This is a genomic window from Streptomyces torulosus (assembly GCF_001419765.1).
Lineage (GTDB): Bacteria > Actinomycetota > Actinomycetes > Streptomycetales > Streptomycetaceae > Streptomyces > Streptomyces torulosus.
On sequence record NZ_LIRK01000125.1, the window covers coordinates 1 to 15,214 of the forward strand.

Annotated in this window: 13 protein-coding genes; 2 read left to right on the plus strand and 11 right to left on the minus strand. The window is 72.1% G+C overall.

What is annotated here, in order from left to right; translation table 11 throughout:
* Positions 1-54: 54 nt before the first annotated feature.
* The 6 genes from AOK23_RS09565 to pdhA all read right to left on the minus strand — a co-directional run bounded on the left by AOK23_RS09565 (position 55) and on the right by pdhA (position 7,560).
* Positions 55-1,146, minus strand: a complete 1,092-nt coding sequence (locus AOK23_RS09565; RefSeq protein WP_055712318.1) for a potassium channel family protein — start codon at positions 1,144-1,146, stop codon at positions 55-57.
* A 111-nt stretch (positions 1,147-1,257) separates the two neighbouring features.
* Positions 1,258-2,619 (minus strand): molybdopterin molybdotransferase MoeA, encoded by a 1,362-nt coding sequence (locus AOK23_RS09570; protein ID WP_055712319.1) that lies wholly within the window; start codon positions 2,617-2,619, stop codon positions 1,258-1,260.
* Positions 2,616-3,686, minus strand: coding sequence for a DUF6457 domain-containing protein (locus AOK23_RS09575; protein WP_055712320.1), 1,071 nt, complete (start codon positions 3,684-3,686; stop codon positions 2,616-2,618). Before AOK23_RS09575 ends, AOK23_RS09570 begins: the two co-directional genes overlap by 4 nt.
* A 228-nt stretch (positions 3,687-3,914) precedes the next feature.
* Positions 3,915-5,423, minus strand: coding sequence for a dihydrolipoamide acetyltransferase family protein (locus AOK23_RS09580; RefSeq protein WP_055712321.1), 1,509 nt, complete (start codon positions 5,421-5,423; stop codon positions 3,915-3,917).
* Complete coding sequence (locus tag AOK23_RS09585) at positions 5,423-6,427, minus strand: alpha-ketoacid dehydrogenase subunit beta (RefSeq protein WP_055712322.1); 1,005 nt, start codon at positions 6,425-6,427, stop codon at positions 5,423-5,425. The genes AOK23_RS09580 and AOK23_RS09585 overlap by 1 nt, the downstream gene beginning before the upstream one ends.
* A complete protein-coding gene (gene pdhA, locus AOK23_RS09590; protein WP_055712323.1) occupies positions 6,427-7,560 on the minus strand; it encodes a pyruvate dehydrogenase (acetyl-transferring) E1 component subunit alpha in 1,134 nt (377 codons plus the stop codon). Before pdhA ends, AOK23_RS09585 begins: the two co-directional genes overlap by 1 nt.
* Positions 7,561-7,749: 189 nt before the next feature.
* Here pdhA and AOK23_RS09595 point away from each other — a divergent pair, with 189 nt between their 5' ends.
* Positions 7,750-8,235, plus strand: coding sequence for an Lrp/AsnC family transcriptional regulator (locus AOK23_RS09595; RefSeq protein WP_055712324.1), 486 nt, complete (start codon positions 7,750-7,752; stop codon positions 8,233-8,235).
* A gap of 68 nt (positions 8,236-8,303) precedes the next feature.
* Here AOK23_RS09595 and AOK23_RS09600 read toward each other — a convergent pair whose 3' ends face one another.
* Entirely contained in the window at positions 8,304-8,894 is a 591-nt protein-coding gene (locus AOK23_RS09600; RefSeq protein WP_055712325.1) for a TetR/AcrR family transcriptional regulator, read from the minus strand.
* Positions 8,891-10,408, minus strand: a complete 1,518-nt coding sequence (locus AOK23_RS09605; RefSeq protein ID WP_055712326.1) for a 3-hydroxyacyl-CoA dehydrogenase — start codon at positions 10,406-10,408, stop codon at positions 8,891-8,893. The genes AOK23_RS09600 and AOK23_RS09605 overlap by 4 nt, the downstream gene beginning before the upstream one ends.
* A 147-nt stretch (positions 10,409-10,555) precedes the next feature.
* On the opposite strand from AOK23_RS09605, the gene paaN reads away from it, so the two are divergent.
* A complete protein-coding gene (paaN, locus tag AOK23_RS09610) occupies positions 10,556-12,247 on the plus strand; it encodes a phenylacetic acid degradation protein PaaN (protein ID WP_055712327.1) in 1,692 nt (563 codons plus the stop codon).
* Between the two features lie 95 nt (positions 12,248-12,342).
* Here the strand turns inward: paaN and AOK23_RS09615 are convergent, their stop codons facing one another.
* From AOK23_RS09615 to AOK23_RS09625, 3 genes are all read right to left on the minus strand, one after another.
* Positions 12,343-13,116: a TrmH family RNA methyltransferase gene (locus AOK23_RS09615; RefSeq protein ID WP_055712328.1), complete on the minus strand. Its 774-nt coding sequence runs from the start codon at positions 13,114-13,116 to the stop codon at positions 12,343-12,345.
* Between the two features lie 19 nt (positions 13,117-13,135).
* Positions 13,136-14,491, minus strand: a complete 1,356-nt coding sequence (locus tag AOK23_RS09620; RefSeq protein WP_240496335.1) for an HTTM domain-containing protein — start codon at positions 14,489-14,491, stop codon at positions 13,136-13,138.
* Positions 14,488-15,214 (minus strand): DUF5819 family protein (locus AOK23_RS09625; protein ID WP_055712329.1); only part of this gene is annotated, 727 nt, incomplete at its 5' end. The genes AOK23_RS09625 and AOK23_RS09620, both read right to left, overlap by 4 nt.

A 15,214-nucleotide genomic window follows, 5' to 3' on the forward strand; every position in this document is an offset into this window, starting at 1 on the left:
CACCACGAGGGCGCCCCCGGGAAGCACATCCCCGGGGGCGCCCTCGTGGTGTGGCTACGGCAGGTGCTTGGTCTCGGGGGTGATCTTGGTGCTCGGTGTGGCACGGATGATCGTGATGAGGCGGTCCGTCAGCTGGAGTTCGCCGATGGACGGGTCGTCGTAGCCGAGCACCCGGTGGCCGCGCAGCACACTCACGACCAGGTCCTCCGTCTCCCGTACCTTCCGCCCCACCTCGGCCTTTATGACGGGCCGTTCGACGATGTCGAGGCCGCTGCCCTGCTGGATGAGGTCCTCCATGACCATGCCGGCGGCGGGACTGAGCACCGAGAGACCGAGGAGCCGTCCGGCCGCGCTGGCACTGGTGATGACGACATCGGCCCCGGACTGCTTCAGCAGCGGTGCGTTCTCCTCCTCCCGAACGGCGGCCACGATCTTCGCGCCACGGTTCATCTGGCGCGCGGTCAGCGTGACCAGCACGGCGGTGTCGTCCCGGGCGGTGGAGATGATGATCTGCCGCGCCTTCTGCGCCTCGGCCCGCAGCAGCACATCGCTCCGGGTCGCGTCCCCCACGATGCCCGCGTATCCGTCGGCCGTCGCCGCCTCGATCACCTTGGAGCTGGGGTCGACAACGATGACCTGCTCCTTCTTCAGTCCCGTCGCGCAGACGGTCTGGATCGCCGACCGCCCCTTGGTCCCGAAGCCGACGACAACGGTGTGCTCCCTCAAGGCCGCCCTCCAGCGGTTCAGTCGCCATTCCTCGCGCGTGCGCTCCGTGAGGACCTCCAGCGTGGTGCCGACCAGGATGATCAGGAACAGCACGCGCAACGGTGTGATCACGAAGATGTTGGTGAGCCGGGCGGCGTCACTGACCGGGGTGATGTCGCCGTATCCGGTGGTCGAGAGGGTGACGGTGGCGTAGTAGAACGCGTCCAGCAGGTCGACGCGGCCGTCCGAGTTGTCGTTGTAACCCTCGTGATCGGCGTAGACGATGAACGCCGTCGCGACCAGGACGAGCAACGCCATCGCCAACCGCTTGCTGACCTGGTGGCTGGGGCGCTCGACCTCCCTCTTCGGCAGCTTCACCGGATGCGTCACATGACGCTCGTCCGCCGTGCGGGCGATCACGTCATAACCCGGCAGTTTCACGTGAAACACTCCCCGCTTCCCCGTACATCCCCTGGCTTCACTACGCCTTCATGTGTCCTTTGTTTCACGTGAAACCCCCACGCCCGCAAGTCGGTTGGGGCCCAGGATGTTTCACGTGAAACACACCTGAATTCCCGCGGTCGCCCAGGGCAGGTCGAGCAGCTCCAACTCCTGACCGGGACGGGCACCGCCGGGTGGGACGACGGCAAGGGCATCGGCGGTGGCGATGCCGCGGAGCATAGCGGGACCGTTGTAGTGCAGCGGTACGGCGTCGTCACCGCGCAGGGCGACCGGGATGAGCCGGGTGTCGTACGGGTGCCCGTGCACCACCTCCCTCAGCGGCATCCCGTACCGCTCGGGCGCAGCCCGTCCGGCCAGGGTCCGCAGAAGGGGCTCGGCGAGGGTGAACAGCCCTGAGACAGCGGCCAGGGGATTGCCCGGCAGGCCCACGAGATGCTGGTTCTCCTTGGTGCGGGCCAGCAGCATGGGGTGGCCAGGGCGCACCTTGACACCGTCGACGAGGAGTTCGGCACCGATGCGGCGCAGCGTGGGGTGCACGTGGTCGACGGGTCCGGCGGCGGTACCGCCCGTGGTGACGATCAGGTCGGCGGAGGAGGACCGTACGGCCTCGTACAGGGTGTCGGCGGCATCGCCGAGTCGGCGTACGGCGGTGACCTCGGCACCGAGCGCCCGGAGCCAGGACGGCAGCATCGGGCCGAGCGCGTCGCGGATCAGGCCCTCGCGCGGAAGCCCCTCGGTGAGCAATTCGTCGCCCAGGACCAGCAGTTCGACACGGGGGCGCGGCAGCACGGTCAGGGTGTCGTACCCGGCGGCCGCGGCGAGGCCCAGGGCGGCGGGGGTGAGCAGTGTGCCGAGCGGCAGCAATTGGTCGCCGCTGCGGCACTCCTGGCCTCGGGGGCGGATGTCCTGACCGTGCGCCATGTCCTGGGTGGCGTGCAGCCGACCCTGCTCGTCGGTGCGGCCGTGTTCACTGCGCAGGACGGCGGTGGTGTCGAGCGGGACGCGTGCGCCGGTGGCGATCCGGACCGCCTCGCCGTCGGTGAGCCGCTCGGGCTCGGCGTGGCCGGCCAGCACACCGTCCTCCCGGACGGCCCAGGGGCCGGGCCCTGCGACCGCCCAGCCGTCCATCGCGGACGTGTCGAAGGAGGGCAGGTCGGTGAGGGCGGTGAGAGGGGCGGCCAGCACCAGACCGAGGGCGTCCTCGACGGTGACGGAGAGCGGGGAGCGGCGTCCGCAGGAGCGGGCGGCGCGCCCGGCGACGGCGCGGGCCTCGGGCCAGGGGGTGGCCCGGTGGTGGGCGTCCTTCTTCGCCCGGTGGGCGGCGGGAGGGCCGTCGGCCGGGGTGCCGTCAGCGGGGCGGGGTGCGCGCGGCCCTCGGACGGGCCTGTCGTTGGCCACGGCCAGCGCCTCCTCCACGTCGACGTCGAGTTCCTCGGCGCCCTGGGCGGTCATCCGGCGTCCGGGGCGGAGTCGGGGGCACCGGACGGGGTGTCCGAGCCGGGCTTGACGTCCGAGGAGCCAGGCTTGGCGTCGGACCCGTCGGCGCCGGTCTCGTCGGCCCAGCCGAGAGCCAGGGCCGTGGCCTTGCGAGCGGCCTCGGCGACCGCTTCCGGGCCTCCCCCGGCCTTCGCGGCCGCGTAGCCGACGAGGAAGGTGGTCAGCGGGGCCGCGGGCCTGGCCACGTTGTGGGCGGCGTCACGGGCGAGGTCGAGCAGCTCTCGGGTGTCGACGTCGAGGTCGATGCCCAGCTCGTCCTTGACTGCGGAAATCCATTCATCCAACACGTGGCCATGCTCCCTGATCCGTGCGCGGGCGGCGGCGATGTCGTCCCAGGTGTCGCAGTCGAACGACGCGACGGGGTCGGTGATACGGGTGAGGCGGAGCGCCCCGACCAGCCGCCGCAGGGGCAGCCCGGCCGTCCCCCCGTGCTCGGCACCGAGCCGCGCCAGCTCCCGGCGCAGTGCGTCGGCCCGGTACGCGGCCACGAGGGGCTGATCGCGGCCGCCAGAGTCGGTGACGAGGACGCCGTCGGCGGGGGCCTGAGCGGGGGCGCGCGGGGAGCCATCGAGGGCTCCGGTGGGCGGGGCCGCGCCATCGGTGCCATCGGTGCCCTCGATGACGTCCGGAGCCGCCCCCTGCGGCGCCACGGCGCTGCCGCGAAGGGTGTCGAGCAGCCGCCGTACCGTCTCCTCGGCGAGGAAGGGCAGGTCGGCGGAGAGGACGACGACGTACGGGGCGGTGGTGCGGCGGAGCCCGGCGTCCAGCGCGGCGAGGGGGCCGCCACCAGGGGGTTCCTCGCGGGCCCACAGCACGGGACGGGCGGTGGGTCGGGGGTCGGCGACGACGACGGTCGTCCGGGCCCCCGCGCAGGCGGCCAGCACCCGGTCGAGCAGGGCACGTCCGCCGACGCGCACCCCGGGCTTGTCCGCGCCGCCGAGCCGCCGGGCGGCACCCCCGGCGAGCACGACGGCGTCGTACGCCTCGGTACCGGGACCGTCCAGCGGCTCGTACGCGGTCATCCCCCGAGTATGCGTGCCCCGGCGATCACAGGGAACGCGGGGACGCCGGGGGACGCCAGGTGATGCCGGGGGACGTGCAGTGAGGCCGAGGGAGGCCAGGTGATGCCTGGGGACGCCGGGCGATCATGGCCGCTCGCGAAAGTCGGCACCGGGAGACCCGTGGGACGAGGCGAAGGCCGCCGACGCCGGAGGCGGGGTCGGCGGCCTTCGACCGGGCGACGTACGAGGTCAGAGCGTGCGCAGCAGCACCGCCGGCTGTTCGACGCAGTCCGCGACGTGGCGCAGGAAGCCGCCCGCCGTGCCGCCGTCGCACACCCGGTGGTCGAAGGTGAGCGAGAGCTGCACCACCTGCCGCACCGCCAGCTCGCCCTGGTGGACCCATGGCTTCGGGACGATACGGCCGACGCCGAGCATGGCCGCCTCGGGGTGGTTGATGATCGGCGTGGAGCCGTCGACGCCGAACACGCCGTAGTTGTTCAGCGTGAAGGTGCCGCCGGTGAGCTGGGCGGGGGTGAGCGTGCCGGTCCGCGCGGCCTCGGTGAGCCGGGCGAACTCCGCGCTGAGCGACTCCGCGTCCCTCGCGTGGGCGTCCCGCACCACGGGCACGACGAGCCCTCGTTCGGTCTGCGCGGCGAACCCGAGGTGCACCTGGTCGAGGCGCACGATCTCGCGGGCCTCCAGGTCGACCGTCGAGTTGAGCTCCGGGAAACGGGCCAGCGCGGCGGTGCAGATCCGGGCGAGCAGCGCGAGGAGGGAGATCTTCGGGCCGCCGGTCGCGTTCATGGCCGCGCGGGCGTTCATCAGTTCCGTCGCGTCGGCGTCCACCCAGCAGGTGGCGTCCGGGATCTCGCGCCGGCTCCGGGACAGCTTGTCGGCGACGGCACCGCGCACACCCCGCAGCGGGACACGGGTGCCGGCGGCACTCTCGGCCCGTGCGGGCACCGCGACGGGCACCCCGGCGGACACCGGGGCAGGTTGTGCGACGGCCGTGGGGGCGGCCGGTGACGTCGTGGCACCGGCGGTTCCGGCCCGCAGGGCCTGCTCCACATCGGCCCGCAGAATCAGTCCGTCGGGGCCCGAGCCGTGCAGTTTCCGCAGGTCCAGCCCGTTCTCACGGGCGAGACGGCGGACGAGGGGGGAGATCACGGGCACGGGACCGTCGCCACGCACCAGGTCAGAAGCGGGCTGAGTGGCGTCGGCGAGCACCCCTTCGGCGACCACGGCGGTCACCGCACCGTTCACCGCGCCGCCGACGGCCCCCGCCGAAGCCGTCGAAGCCGTCGCAGGGGTCGATGCCGTCGGAGCAACCGGAGTCGTCGAAGCCACCGGACTCACTGGAGTCGTCGGCCGTACCCTCCTACGGCGCTTCGGCGCCTCCGAAGTGCCGTATCCCACCAGCACGTTCCCAGAGCCCTCGGCCTTCCCCGCGGAGTCCGCCCCCTGCACGGCACCCGAGGCGCCCGAGGACCCCGTGGACCCGCCGACGACGGGTGCTCCCACCGCCACCGTCAACAGCGGCGCCCCGACGGGCAGTTCCGTGCCCTCCTCGCCGAAGCGGGCGGTGACGACACCGCCGTAGGGGCACGGCACCTCGACCATCGCCTTGGCCGTCTCGACCTCGACGACGGGCTGGTCGATGGCGACGACGTCGCCGACCTGGACCAGCCAGCGGACGATCTCCGCCTCGGTGAGCCCCTCACCGAGGTCGGGCAGCTTGAACTCCAGGACCTGTGCCATCAGTTCTCCGCCTCCCACTGCAGACGCCCGACCGCGTCGAGGATCCGGTCGACGCCGGGCAGGTGGTGCCGCTCCAGCATCGGCGGCGGATACGGGATGTCGAACCCGGCAACGCGCAGTACGGGCGCCTCCAGGTGGTGGAAGCAGCGCTCGGTGACCCGGGCCGCGATCTCGCCGCCCGGCCCGCCGAAGCCGCCGGACTCGTGGACGACGACGGCCCGCCCGGTGCGCCGTACGGACGCGGCGACCGTCTCGTCGTCGAAGGGCACCAGCGAGCGCAGGTCGACGACTTCGAGGTCCCAGCCCTCGGCCGTGGCCGCCTCGGCGGCCTCCATGCAGACGGGCAAGGACGGGCCGTAGGTGATGAGCGTGGCGCTGCGGCCCGCGCGGCGCACGACCGCACGGCCGATCGGCTCGACGGCCTGCGGTTCCTCGGGGTTCCAGGAGTCCTTCGACCAGTACAGGCGCTTGGGCTCCAGGAAGACGACGGGGTCGTCGGAGGCGATGGCGGCGCGCAGCAGCCCGTAGGCGTCGGCGACGGTGGCGGGGGTGACGACATGGAGACCAGGAGTCGCGATGTAGTACGCCTCGGAGGAGTCGCTGTGGTGCTCGACGCCGCCGATGCCGCCGCCGTAGGGGACCCGGATGGTGATCGGCAGCGGCATGGCGCCGCGGGTGCGGTTACGCATGCGGGCGACATGGCTGATGAGCTGCTCGAACGCCGGGTAGGCGAACGCGTCGAACTGCATCTCGACGACCGGCCGGAGCCCGTACATCGCCATGCCGACGGCCGTGCCGAGGATGCCCGCCTCGGCGAGCGGGGTGTCGGTGACCCGGTCCTCGCCGAACTCCTTCGCGAGTCCGTCGGTGACCCGGAAGACCCCGCCGAGGGTGCCGACATCCTCGCCCATGACGTGCACCGTCGGGTCGGCGGTCATGGCGTCCCGGAGGGCCCGGGTGAGCGCCTGCGCCATGGTGGCGGGCTTGAGAGCGACGGTGGTCATCAGTGCGCCCCTTCTTCTTCCGCCGCCAGCTCGGCCCCCAGCAGGGCCTCCTGCTCGCGCAGTTGGGGGGTGGGCTCGGCGTACACATGGGCGAAGAGGTCCATGGGGTCGAGCACGGGGTCCTGGTTCATGCGCTCGCGCAGATCGGCGGCCATCGTCTCGGCGGCGTCGCGGGCGGCCTGGATGCCGGCCTCGTCGATGAGGTCGCGCTCGGTCAGCTCGCGCTCCAGGAGCGTGATCGGGTCGTGCGCGCGCCAGGTCTCCACCTCGGCGTCACCGCGGTAGCGGGTCGCGTCGTCGGCGTTGGTGTGGGCGTCGATGCGGTAGGTCACCGCCTCGACCAGGGTGGGGCCGCCGCCCGCGCGGGCGTGGGCCACGGCCTCGGCGAGCACCTGGTGCACGGCGGCCGCGTCGTTGCCGTCGACCAGGCGGCCCGGCATGCCGTAGCCGACGGCCTTGTGGGCGAGGGACGGGGCGGCGGTCTGCTTCTCCAGCGGCACGGAGATCGCGAAGCCGTTGTTCTGGACGAAGAAGACGACCGGGGCCTGCCAGACGGCGGCGAAGTTGAGCGCCTCGTGGAAGTCGCCCTCGCTGGTGCCGCCGTCGCCGACCAGGGCGAGCGCGACCACGTCGTCGCCCTTGAGGCGGGCGGCGTGCGCGAGGCCCACGGCGTGCGGGAGCTGGGTGGCGAGCGGGGTGCACAGGGGCGCGACGCGGTGCTCGTGCGGGTCGTAGCCGGTGTGCCAGTCACCGCGCAGCAGCGTGAGCGCCTGCACGGGGTCGAGGCCGCGGGCGACGGCGGCGAGCGTGTCGCGATAGCTCGGGAAGAGCCAGTCGCGCTCCTCGAGGACGAGCGCGGCGGCGACCTCGCAGGCCTCCTGGCCGGTGCTGGACGGGTACACCGCGAGCCTGCCCTGCTTGGTCAGGGCTGTGGCCTGCGTGTTGTACCGCCGGCCCCGCACCAGCTCCGCGTAGAGGCGGCGCAGCAGCGCGGGGTCGGCGTCAGCCGCCGAGTCGGTACCGAGCACGCGGTACGGACGCTCGTCGGGCAGCAGGGGCGCGGGGTCGGTGCGGGGCTGCCAGGCGGGGGGCGGTGTCGGATGGTACGCACCCCGCTGCTCCATGACCGTCATACGGCACCTCCTCGTGGGAGTGGCTCTGGGACGAGGCACGGTTGTGACACGTCTCACCTACCGATTGTTCGGTCGATGACGCATTTTGGCTACAGGCACCCCGAGGCTGTGGACAAACGGTTCCGCACAGCCTCAAATGAACGCAACACGTCCATGGCAGAGAGGCGGGGGCACATGGCACCTGAACAAATGGCCGAGCCGCCGGAGCACGGCCCGGCCCTGCCGCCCCCCAGACCGCTGGACGCCATAGATCAGGACATCCTGCGCATGCTCCAGGCCGACGGCCGCGTGTCGATACGGTCCGTCGCCGAGCGCGTCCATGTGTCCCGGGCCAACGCCTACGCCCGTATCAACCGCCTCATCGAGGACGGCGTGATCCGCGGTTTCGGGGCGCGCGTGAACCACGAACGCGCCGGAAAGGGCACGTCCGCCTACATCACGCTGAAGATCGTGCAGAACTCCTGGCGCACCGTCCGCGAACAACTGCGCCAACTCCCCGGCGCCGCCCACATCGCCCTGGTGGGCGGCGACTTCGATGTCCTGCTCCTGGTGCACACGGCGGACAACAGAGCCCTGCGCGAGGTCGTCCTCACCAAGATCCAGGGCATCCCGGAGGTCCTGAGCACCCGCACGCTGCTGGTCTTCGAGGAGGAGCACGTCGAGCCGGAGGGGTGACCGGCGCGACCGTCGGGAACCGGAACGACTGACCGATACCCGGCGGTGGAAATCGGACGGTGTGAGCGTCAGTGCTGGGCGCGCAGCCCCGAGAAGACCAGATGCGCCACAGCCTCGGACACCTCGCGCTCGCCCATCCCGCGCCCGTCCGGCCGGTACCACTCCACGATCGAGTTGATCATCCCGAAGACCAGCCGGGTCGCCAGCCGCATCTCCACGTCCCCGCGCACGTCCCCGTCGGCAGCCGCGGCCTTCAGCAGCTCGGCGACCCGGTGGTCGAAGTCGCGGCGCCGCTCCAGCGCCCAGCGCTCGGTGTCGGTGTTGCCGCGCACCCGCAGCAGCAGGGTCACGTACGGCAGATCGGCGATCAGGACCTCGACCATGCGCCGGACCACGTGCTCCAGCCGCTGAACGGCACGCCCCACGCGCGCGGGTTCCTCGTCGAGGATCCCGAACAGCTGGTCCAGCGCCCGGCTCACGGCCCGCCGCAACAGCTCCTCCTTGCCGCTGACGTGGTGGTATATCGACGACTTGGAGATCCCGGCCGCCCGGGAGAGATGCTCCATGGACGTGCCGTCGTAGCCACGCTCGTTGAAGACCTGCACGGCGACGGAGAGGAGCGTCTCCGGGGTGTACGTGTCGCGCTTGGCGGTGGTCATGAGGAGGTCCCCTCCCGCTTGTCGGAGGCGTAGGCGTGGCGGTACAGCGCGAGGGACGGCGCATAGCGCCCGGAGGGGTCGCGCAGATGCAGGTCGTCGAGGAGGGCGTACGCCCAGTTCCGGCCCAGCTTGCGGCCCCATTCGAAGGGGCCGAGCGGGTAGTTGACCCCAAGCCGCATCGCGGTGTCGATGTCCTCCTCCGTCGCCACTCCCTTGGCCACGGCGTCGTGCGCGAGGTCGACGATCCGGGCCACCGTGCGGGCGACGATCATGCCGGGGGCGTCCCCGATGACACTGACGTCCTTGCCGAGCGCCTGGAAGAGCCCGATGGCCTCGGCGAGCGTCTGCGACGAGGTGTCCTGGGACGCCGACAGGGCGATCCGGGTGGCCCGCCGGTAGTCGAGCGCCAGGTCGAAGTAGACGACGTCGCGGAACTCCACGGAGGTCTGCCCGTCCGCGAGCGCCAGCTGACCGCCGTTCGGCAGGACCAGCCGCGTGCCGTGGTCCTCGTCCTCCTCGCGCACCCCGATGCCGGCCTCCCGGATCAGCGCGAGCAGCTCGGAGGCGGGCCCCAGGTCGCCCTCGACGACGACGTACGCGGGCGCCCGGGCGGGTTCGGCGGTGTGCGGCTCGGGGCGCTCGGCGCCGTCCGCGTGGTCGTACCAGCCGTGACCCGTCTTGCGGCCGAGCCGGCCGGACTCGACGAGCCGCCGCTGGGCCAGCGAGGGCGTGAACCGGACGTCCTGGAAGAACGCCTGCCACACGGAGTGGGTGACGGACTCGTTGACGTCCTGCCCGATGAGGTCGGTCAGTTCGAAGGCGCCCATCCGGAAGCCGCCGCATTCCCGCAGCACCGCGTCGATGGTCGCGGGGTCGGCGGCCTGCGACTCGTACACCGCGAAGGCCTCGGCGTAGAACGGCCGTGCGATGCGGTTGACGATGAAGCCGGGTGTGTCGGCACAGGCGACCGGCGTCTTGCCCCAGGCGCGGGCCGTCTCGTACGCGCGCGTGGCGGACGTGACGTCCGTGGCGAACCCGGAGACGACCTCCACCAGCGGCAGCAGCGGCGCCGGGTTGAAGAAGTGCAGGCCGACGAAGCGTCCGGGGTTGCGCAGGGCGCCGCCGATGGCCGTGACGGACAGGGAGGAGGTGTTGGTGGCGAGCAGGCAGTCGTCGTCGACGATGCCCTCCAGCGCCCGGAACAGCTCCTGCTTCACATCGAGGCGCTCAAGGACGGCCTCGACGACGAGGGCGCAGTCCGCGAGGGCGGCGAGGTCCCGCGCGGGGTGCAGCCGGGCGCGGGCGGCGTCCCGGTCACCGGCGGTCAGGCGGTCCTTCGCCACGAGGCGGTCGAGCCGGGCGCCGATCGCCTCGGCCGCCTCCTGGGCACGGCCGGGCATGGCGTCGTACAGGCGTACGGGGTGGCCGGCGACCAGCGCGACCTGGGCGATGCCCTGGCCCATGGTGCCGGTGCCGACGACGGCCACGGGGCTGCTGAGGTCGAGTCCTGTCATGTGCGCGATCCTCCCGCACGGGGTTGTCCACAGATGCGGCGGACCCCCTTGTCCCGACCGATCGTTCGGTTACTCTAACTCTGTCCTCCTGTCGCTGCCCAGGTCAGGTCTCGACGCAGAGTCCCTGACGTGAGGAGTTGGTCACGCATGGCCGCCGAACTGTCCGCGCACGACCTGATCGCCAAGCACCGGCCCACGCTCGACCAGGCGCTGGAGGCGATCCGCACCCGCGCGTACTGGTCACCCCACCCCGAGCACCCCAAGGCGTACGGCGAGAACGGCAGCCTGGGCATGGCCGAGGGCAAGGCCGCCTTCGACGCGCTGCTCGGCACCCGCCTCGACCTCGACCAGCCCGGCACCGACGACTGGGTGGGCGGCGAGACCTCCCCGTACGGCATCGAACTGGGCGTCACCTACCCGCACGCGGACGTCGACACGCTGCTGCCCGCCATGAAGGCCGGCCAGCGCGCGTGGCGCGACGCGGGCGCTCAGGCGCGCGCGGTGGTGTGCCTGGAGATCCTCAAGCGGATCAGTGACCGCACCCATGAGTTCGCCCACGCCGTCATGCACACCAGCGGCCAGGCGTTCATGATGGCGTTCCAGGCCGGCGGCCCGCACGCGCAGGACCGGGGTCTGGAGGCGGTCGCCTACGCATACGCCGAGCAGGTCCGCACCCCGGACGGGGCGGAGTGGACCAAGCCCCAGGGCAAGCGCGACCCGCTCAAGCTGGACAAGCGGTTCAAGGCCGTCCCGCGCGGCATCGCGCTGGTCATCGGCTGCAACACCTTCCCGACGTGGAACGGCTACCCGGGCCTGTTCGCCTCCCTCGCCACGGGCAACGCGGTCCTGGTGAAGCCCCACCCGCGCGGGGTCCTGCCCCTCGCGCTCACCGTGCAGGTGGCCCGCGAGGTGCTCGCCGAGACCGGCTTCGACCCGAACCTGGTCGCGCTGGCCGCCGAGCGCCCCGGCGAGGGAATCGCCAAGACCCTCGCCACGCGCCCCGAGATCCGGATCATCGACTACACGGGTTCGACGTCGTTCGGTGACTGGCTGGAGGTCAACGCCCGCCAGGCGCAGGTCTACACGGAGAAGGCCGGCGTCAACACGGTCCTCGTGGAGTCCACCGACAACTACAAGGGCATGCTCTCCAACCTGGCCTTCTCCCTGTCCCTGTACAGCGGCCAGATGTGCACCACCCCGCAGAACCTGCTGATCCCCCGCGACGGCATCACCACCGACGAGGGCGCCAAGTCCTACGACGAGGTCGTCACCGACCTCGCCAGGTCCGTCGGCGGTCTGCTGGGCGACGACGCCCGCGCGAACGCCCTGCTCGGCGCGATCGTCAACCCCGATGTGAAGGCCCGCCTGGAAGCCGCCGCCGGCCTCGGCGAGGTCGCCCTCGCCTCCCGCGAGATCGTCAACCCGGAGTTCCCGGACGCCGTGGTCCGTACGCCGGTGATCGTGAAGCTCGACGGCGCCAAGCCCGACGACGAGGCCGCGTACATGAGCGAGTGCTTCGGGCCGGTGTCCTTCGCCGTGGCCGTCGACTCGGCGACGGACGGCGTCGAACTGCTGCGGCGGACCATCGCCGACAAGGGCGCGATGACCGTCGGGGCGTACACCACGTCGGACGAGGTCGCGGGCGCCGTCGAGGAGGTCTGCCTGGACGAGTGCGCGCAGCTCTCGCTGAACCTCACGGGCGGGGTCTATGTGAACCAGACCGCGGCGTTCTCCGACTTCCACGGCTCCGGGGGCAACCCGGCGGCCAACGCGGCGCTGTGCGACGCGGCGTTCGTCGCGAACCGCTTCCGGATGGTCGAGATCCGCCGCGAGGCGTAACGCACCCCTGTTCGACCTGTGGCCCGGCGTCCCTCAGGGGAGCGCCGGGCCACGTGTGCTCGGACGGTCCACGCGCACTCGGAGGGCGCCCGTGCTCAGACCGCGCCCAGGCTCCAGTGGTAGAGCGTCATCGCCACGCTCGTCGCCAGGTTGTAGCTGGACACCTGGGGGCGCATCGGCAGGGACACCAGATGGTCGGCGCGGTCCCGCAGCTCGGCGGAGAGCCCGCTGCGCTCGGAACCGAAGGCGAGCAGCGCGTCGTCCGGCAGCTTCAGGGCCCGGATGTCCTCCCCTTCGGGGTCGAGGGCGAAGAGCGGACCCGACGGCAGGTCTGCCACCTCCAGCCGCTCCACGGCGGTTGCGAAGTGCAGCCCGGCCCCGCCGCGCACCACCGTGGGGTGCCAGGGGTCCAGGGTGCCCGTGGTGACCACCCCGGTCGCGCCGAAGCCGGCGGCCAGCCGGATCACGGCCCCGGCGTTCCCCAGATTGCGGGGGTTGTCGAGCACGACGACGGGCGCGGTCCGTGGGGTGTGCGCGAGCGCTGCCAGGTGGGTAGCGCGCGGGGGGCGCACGGCCAGGGCGGCGACGGCCGTGGGGTGCGGGCGCGGCACGAGCGTGCGGTACGTCTCCTCCGGCACCTCGGCGAGCAGCGCGGTCAGCGGCTCCCGCACGTCCGGGGCCAGGTCGTCGGCGAGCGCCAGGGCCGCCGCCCGGTCGACGGTGACCGCCACCGGGATCTCCGCCCCGAAGCGCAGGGCGTGCTTGAGGGCGTGGAAGCCGTCGAGCAGGACGGAGGTGTCGGCGAGACGGCGCCAGGTCCGCACCGGATCGCCGTCCCGGTGCGCCGGTCCCGCCTGGGACGCGCTCATACCGCGCTCACCGGATCGTTCATGCGGTGAAGCCTACGTGCGCCTGCTCGGCCGTCTCCTTCTCCGGAGGTGGCGCCCCCTTCTCGGACCGACCGGACCGGCTGCGGCCGCGCCCGAACGGCACCCGACGCACCACACCGTCACGCGCGCGTGCCGCCCAGCCGCCCAGGCGCTTCAGGAACGACGTCGGCAGGAACACGGCGTCGGCGGCGATCATCGCGAGCGAGAAGAACGGCAGCCCGAGGACGAGCGCGATCGCCGCGTGCTCGGTCATCATCACCGCGAGCAGGACGTTCTTGACGCGCCGGTTGAACAGCGTGAACGGGAAGGCGACCTGCGCGATGACCGTCCCGTACGTCACCAGCATCACCATGGTGCCGCTCGACGTCATCAGGTCGGAGAGCGCGGGCCACGGCGAGAAGTAGTCCAGGTGCAGCGGGTAGTAGACGGCCGTGCCGTCCTGCCAGCGCGAGCCCTGGATCTTGTACCAGCCGGCGGTCGCGTAGATCAGACACGCCTCGGCCATGATCACGACCAGGGCGGCGTTGTGGGCGAGGTTGCCGACGATGTCGAGCAGCACGCGGGGCCGGATGTCCGACTCGATCCGGTGCACGGCCCACCACACGCCGTGCACCACCCACAGTCCCCAGAAGATGGTCAGCCAGCCACCCCCGAACCCACCGGGGACCAGACCGCCGAACGTCGCCACGAGCAGCACGAAGCCGAGCGCGCACCACAGGAGGGGGCCCACACGGTCCGCCCGCGCCGCAGCCTCCCGCTCCAACCCCTCCTCCTCCGGGCCTTCCCGCTCCAGGCGCTCGCGCGTGCGCCGTTCGCGCCTGGCGTCCAGGGACCAGACCTGGCCGCAGCGGAGGAAGACCAGATAGATCGCCATGAGGTGGATGACGTTGTCGCCGCCGTCACCCATGAACACGCTGCGGTTCTGCAGCGACAGCACACCCACCATGAACAGCACGCTCGCGGTGCGGGTGCGCCACCCGAGCAGCAGCATCAGGCTCGACAGCACGGCGAGGGCGTAGACGATCTCGAACCACACCATGCCGTCCGACCACATCAGGGTCGTGAACGCGCCGTTGCTCGCGATCAACTCGTGCGCGAGGTCCCAGCTCCACGGCCCGTCCGGCCCGTACAGCTCACGCCGGTGCGGGAACTCGCGCAGCAGGAACAGCAGCCAGGTCCCGGCGAAACCGATCCGGACGATCGCGCTCTGGTACGGGCCCAGCGCGTTGTCGGTGACGCGGGCGATCCCGGAGCCGATGACAGCGGTGAGACGGGCCAGGGGCCCGCCCGCCGGACGCGCCCCGGTGGCCGAGCCGGTGGTGCCAATGGGACCGGCGGGGGTCGTGGGGCTCATTCGGCGCTCGCCTCCGTGCGGTCGCGGTCGGTCACCGACCACCAGGACAGCTCCCGGATGACGGGCTTGTCGGACACCTGTTCCTCGCTCCACTCGGGCGCCGGGACATTGGTGGTACGGGACCGGACCTGTATCCGCTCGACGACCCCATCGGAGCCGCCGGCCCGCTCGCCGTCGAGCTCGCGGTCGAGGCGCATCACCACGATGCGGCGCAGATAGCGCTCGGACAGCTCGCCGCGTGAGCTCGTCGCGCGGTTCTCGGTGTCGTGCGTGGAGACATAGAAGTCCCAGGCCCGACGCAGCTCGTTCTGGTCGGTGTGGCTGGGCATCAGGTTGCCGTCGATGGCGGCCCCGTCCAGCGCGGAGAGGTCGTACCAGCCGGTCTCACGGAAACCACCGCCCGGCTTGCGGACCTCCGCCCTGACCTGCACGGCGATGTTCTGCTGCAACGGGTTCGGCGCGAATAGCTTCCAGTTCTGCTCGAACTCCGGGTACACCCAGTCGTCGACCGCCTGACCGTGTTGCTTCGTCATCGTGTTCGAGGGCGCCACATGCAGAAACACCATTCCGACGTGCACACAGGCCACCACGGCCACGACGGCCAGCACGAGCGCCACGACGATCTGGTACGGCAGCGAGAGCGCGGCTATGCCGGACGCGGCGGGGGGCGGCGGCTGCGGCGAGGCGAGGGCGTCGTCCGAAGGCGGCGGGGAGGGCGGGGTG

Excerpts from the sequence above, each read along its gene's own strand:
- AOK23_RS09570 (WP_055712319.1), bottom strand. The coding sequence starts at position 2,619 with ATGACCGCCCAGGGCGCCGAGGAACTCGACGTCGACGTGGAGGAGGCG.
- AOK23_RS09575 (WP_055712320.1), bottom strand. The coding sequence starts at position 3,686 with ATGACCGCGTACGAGCCGCTGGACGGTCCCGGTACCGAGGCGTACGAC.
- AOK23_RS09580 (WP_055712321.1), bottom strand. The coding sequence starts at position 5,423 with ATGGCACAGGTCCTGGAGTTCAAGCTGCCCGACCTCGGTGAGGGGCTC.
- AOK23_RS09585 (WP_055712322.1), bottom strand. The coding sequence starts at position 6,427 with ATGACCACCGTCGCTCTCAAGCCCGCCACCATGGCGCAGGCGCTCACC.
- pdhA (WP_055712323.1), bottom strand. The coding sequence starts at position 7,560 with ATGACGGTCATGGAGCAGCGGGGTGCGTACCATCCGACACCGCCCCCC.
- AOK23_RS09595 (WP_055712324.1), top strand. The coding sequence starts at position 7,750 with ATGGCCGAGCCGCCGGAGCACGGCCCGGCCCTGCCGCCCCCCAGACCG.
- AOK23_RS09600 (WP_055712325.1), bottom strand. The coding sequence starts at position 8,894 with ATGACCACCGCCAAGCGCGACACGTACACCCCGGAGACGCTCCTCTCC.
- AOK23_RS09605 (WP_055712326.1), bottom strand. The coding sequence starts at position 10,408 with ATGACAGGACTCGACCTCAGCAGCCCCGTGGCCGTCGTCGGCACCGGC.
- paaN (WP_055712327.1), top strand. The coding sequence starts at position 10,556 with ATGGCCGCCGAACTGTCCGCGCACGACCTGATCGCCAAGCACCGGCCC.
- AOK23_RS09615 (WP_055712328.1), bottom strand. The coding sequence starts at position 13,116 with ATGAGCGCGTCCCAGGCGGGACCGGCGCACCGGGACGGCGATCCGGTG.
- AOK23_RS09620 (WP_240496335.1), bottom strand. The coding sequence starts at position 14,491 with ATGAGCCCCACGACCCCCGCCGGTCCCATTGGCACCACCGGCTCGGCC.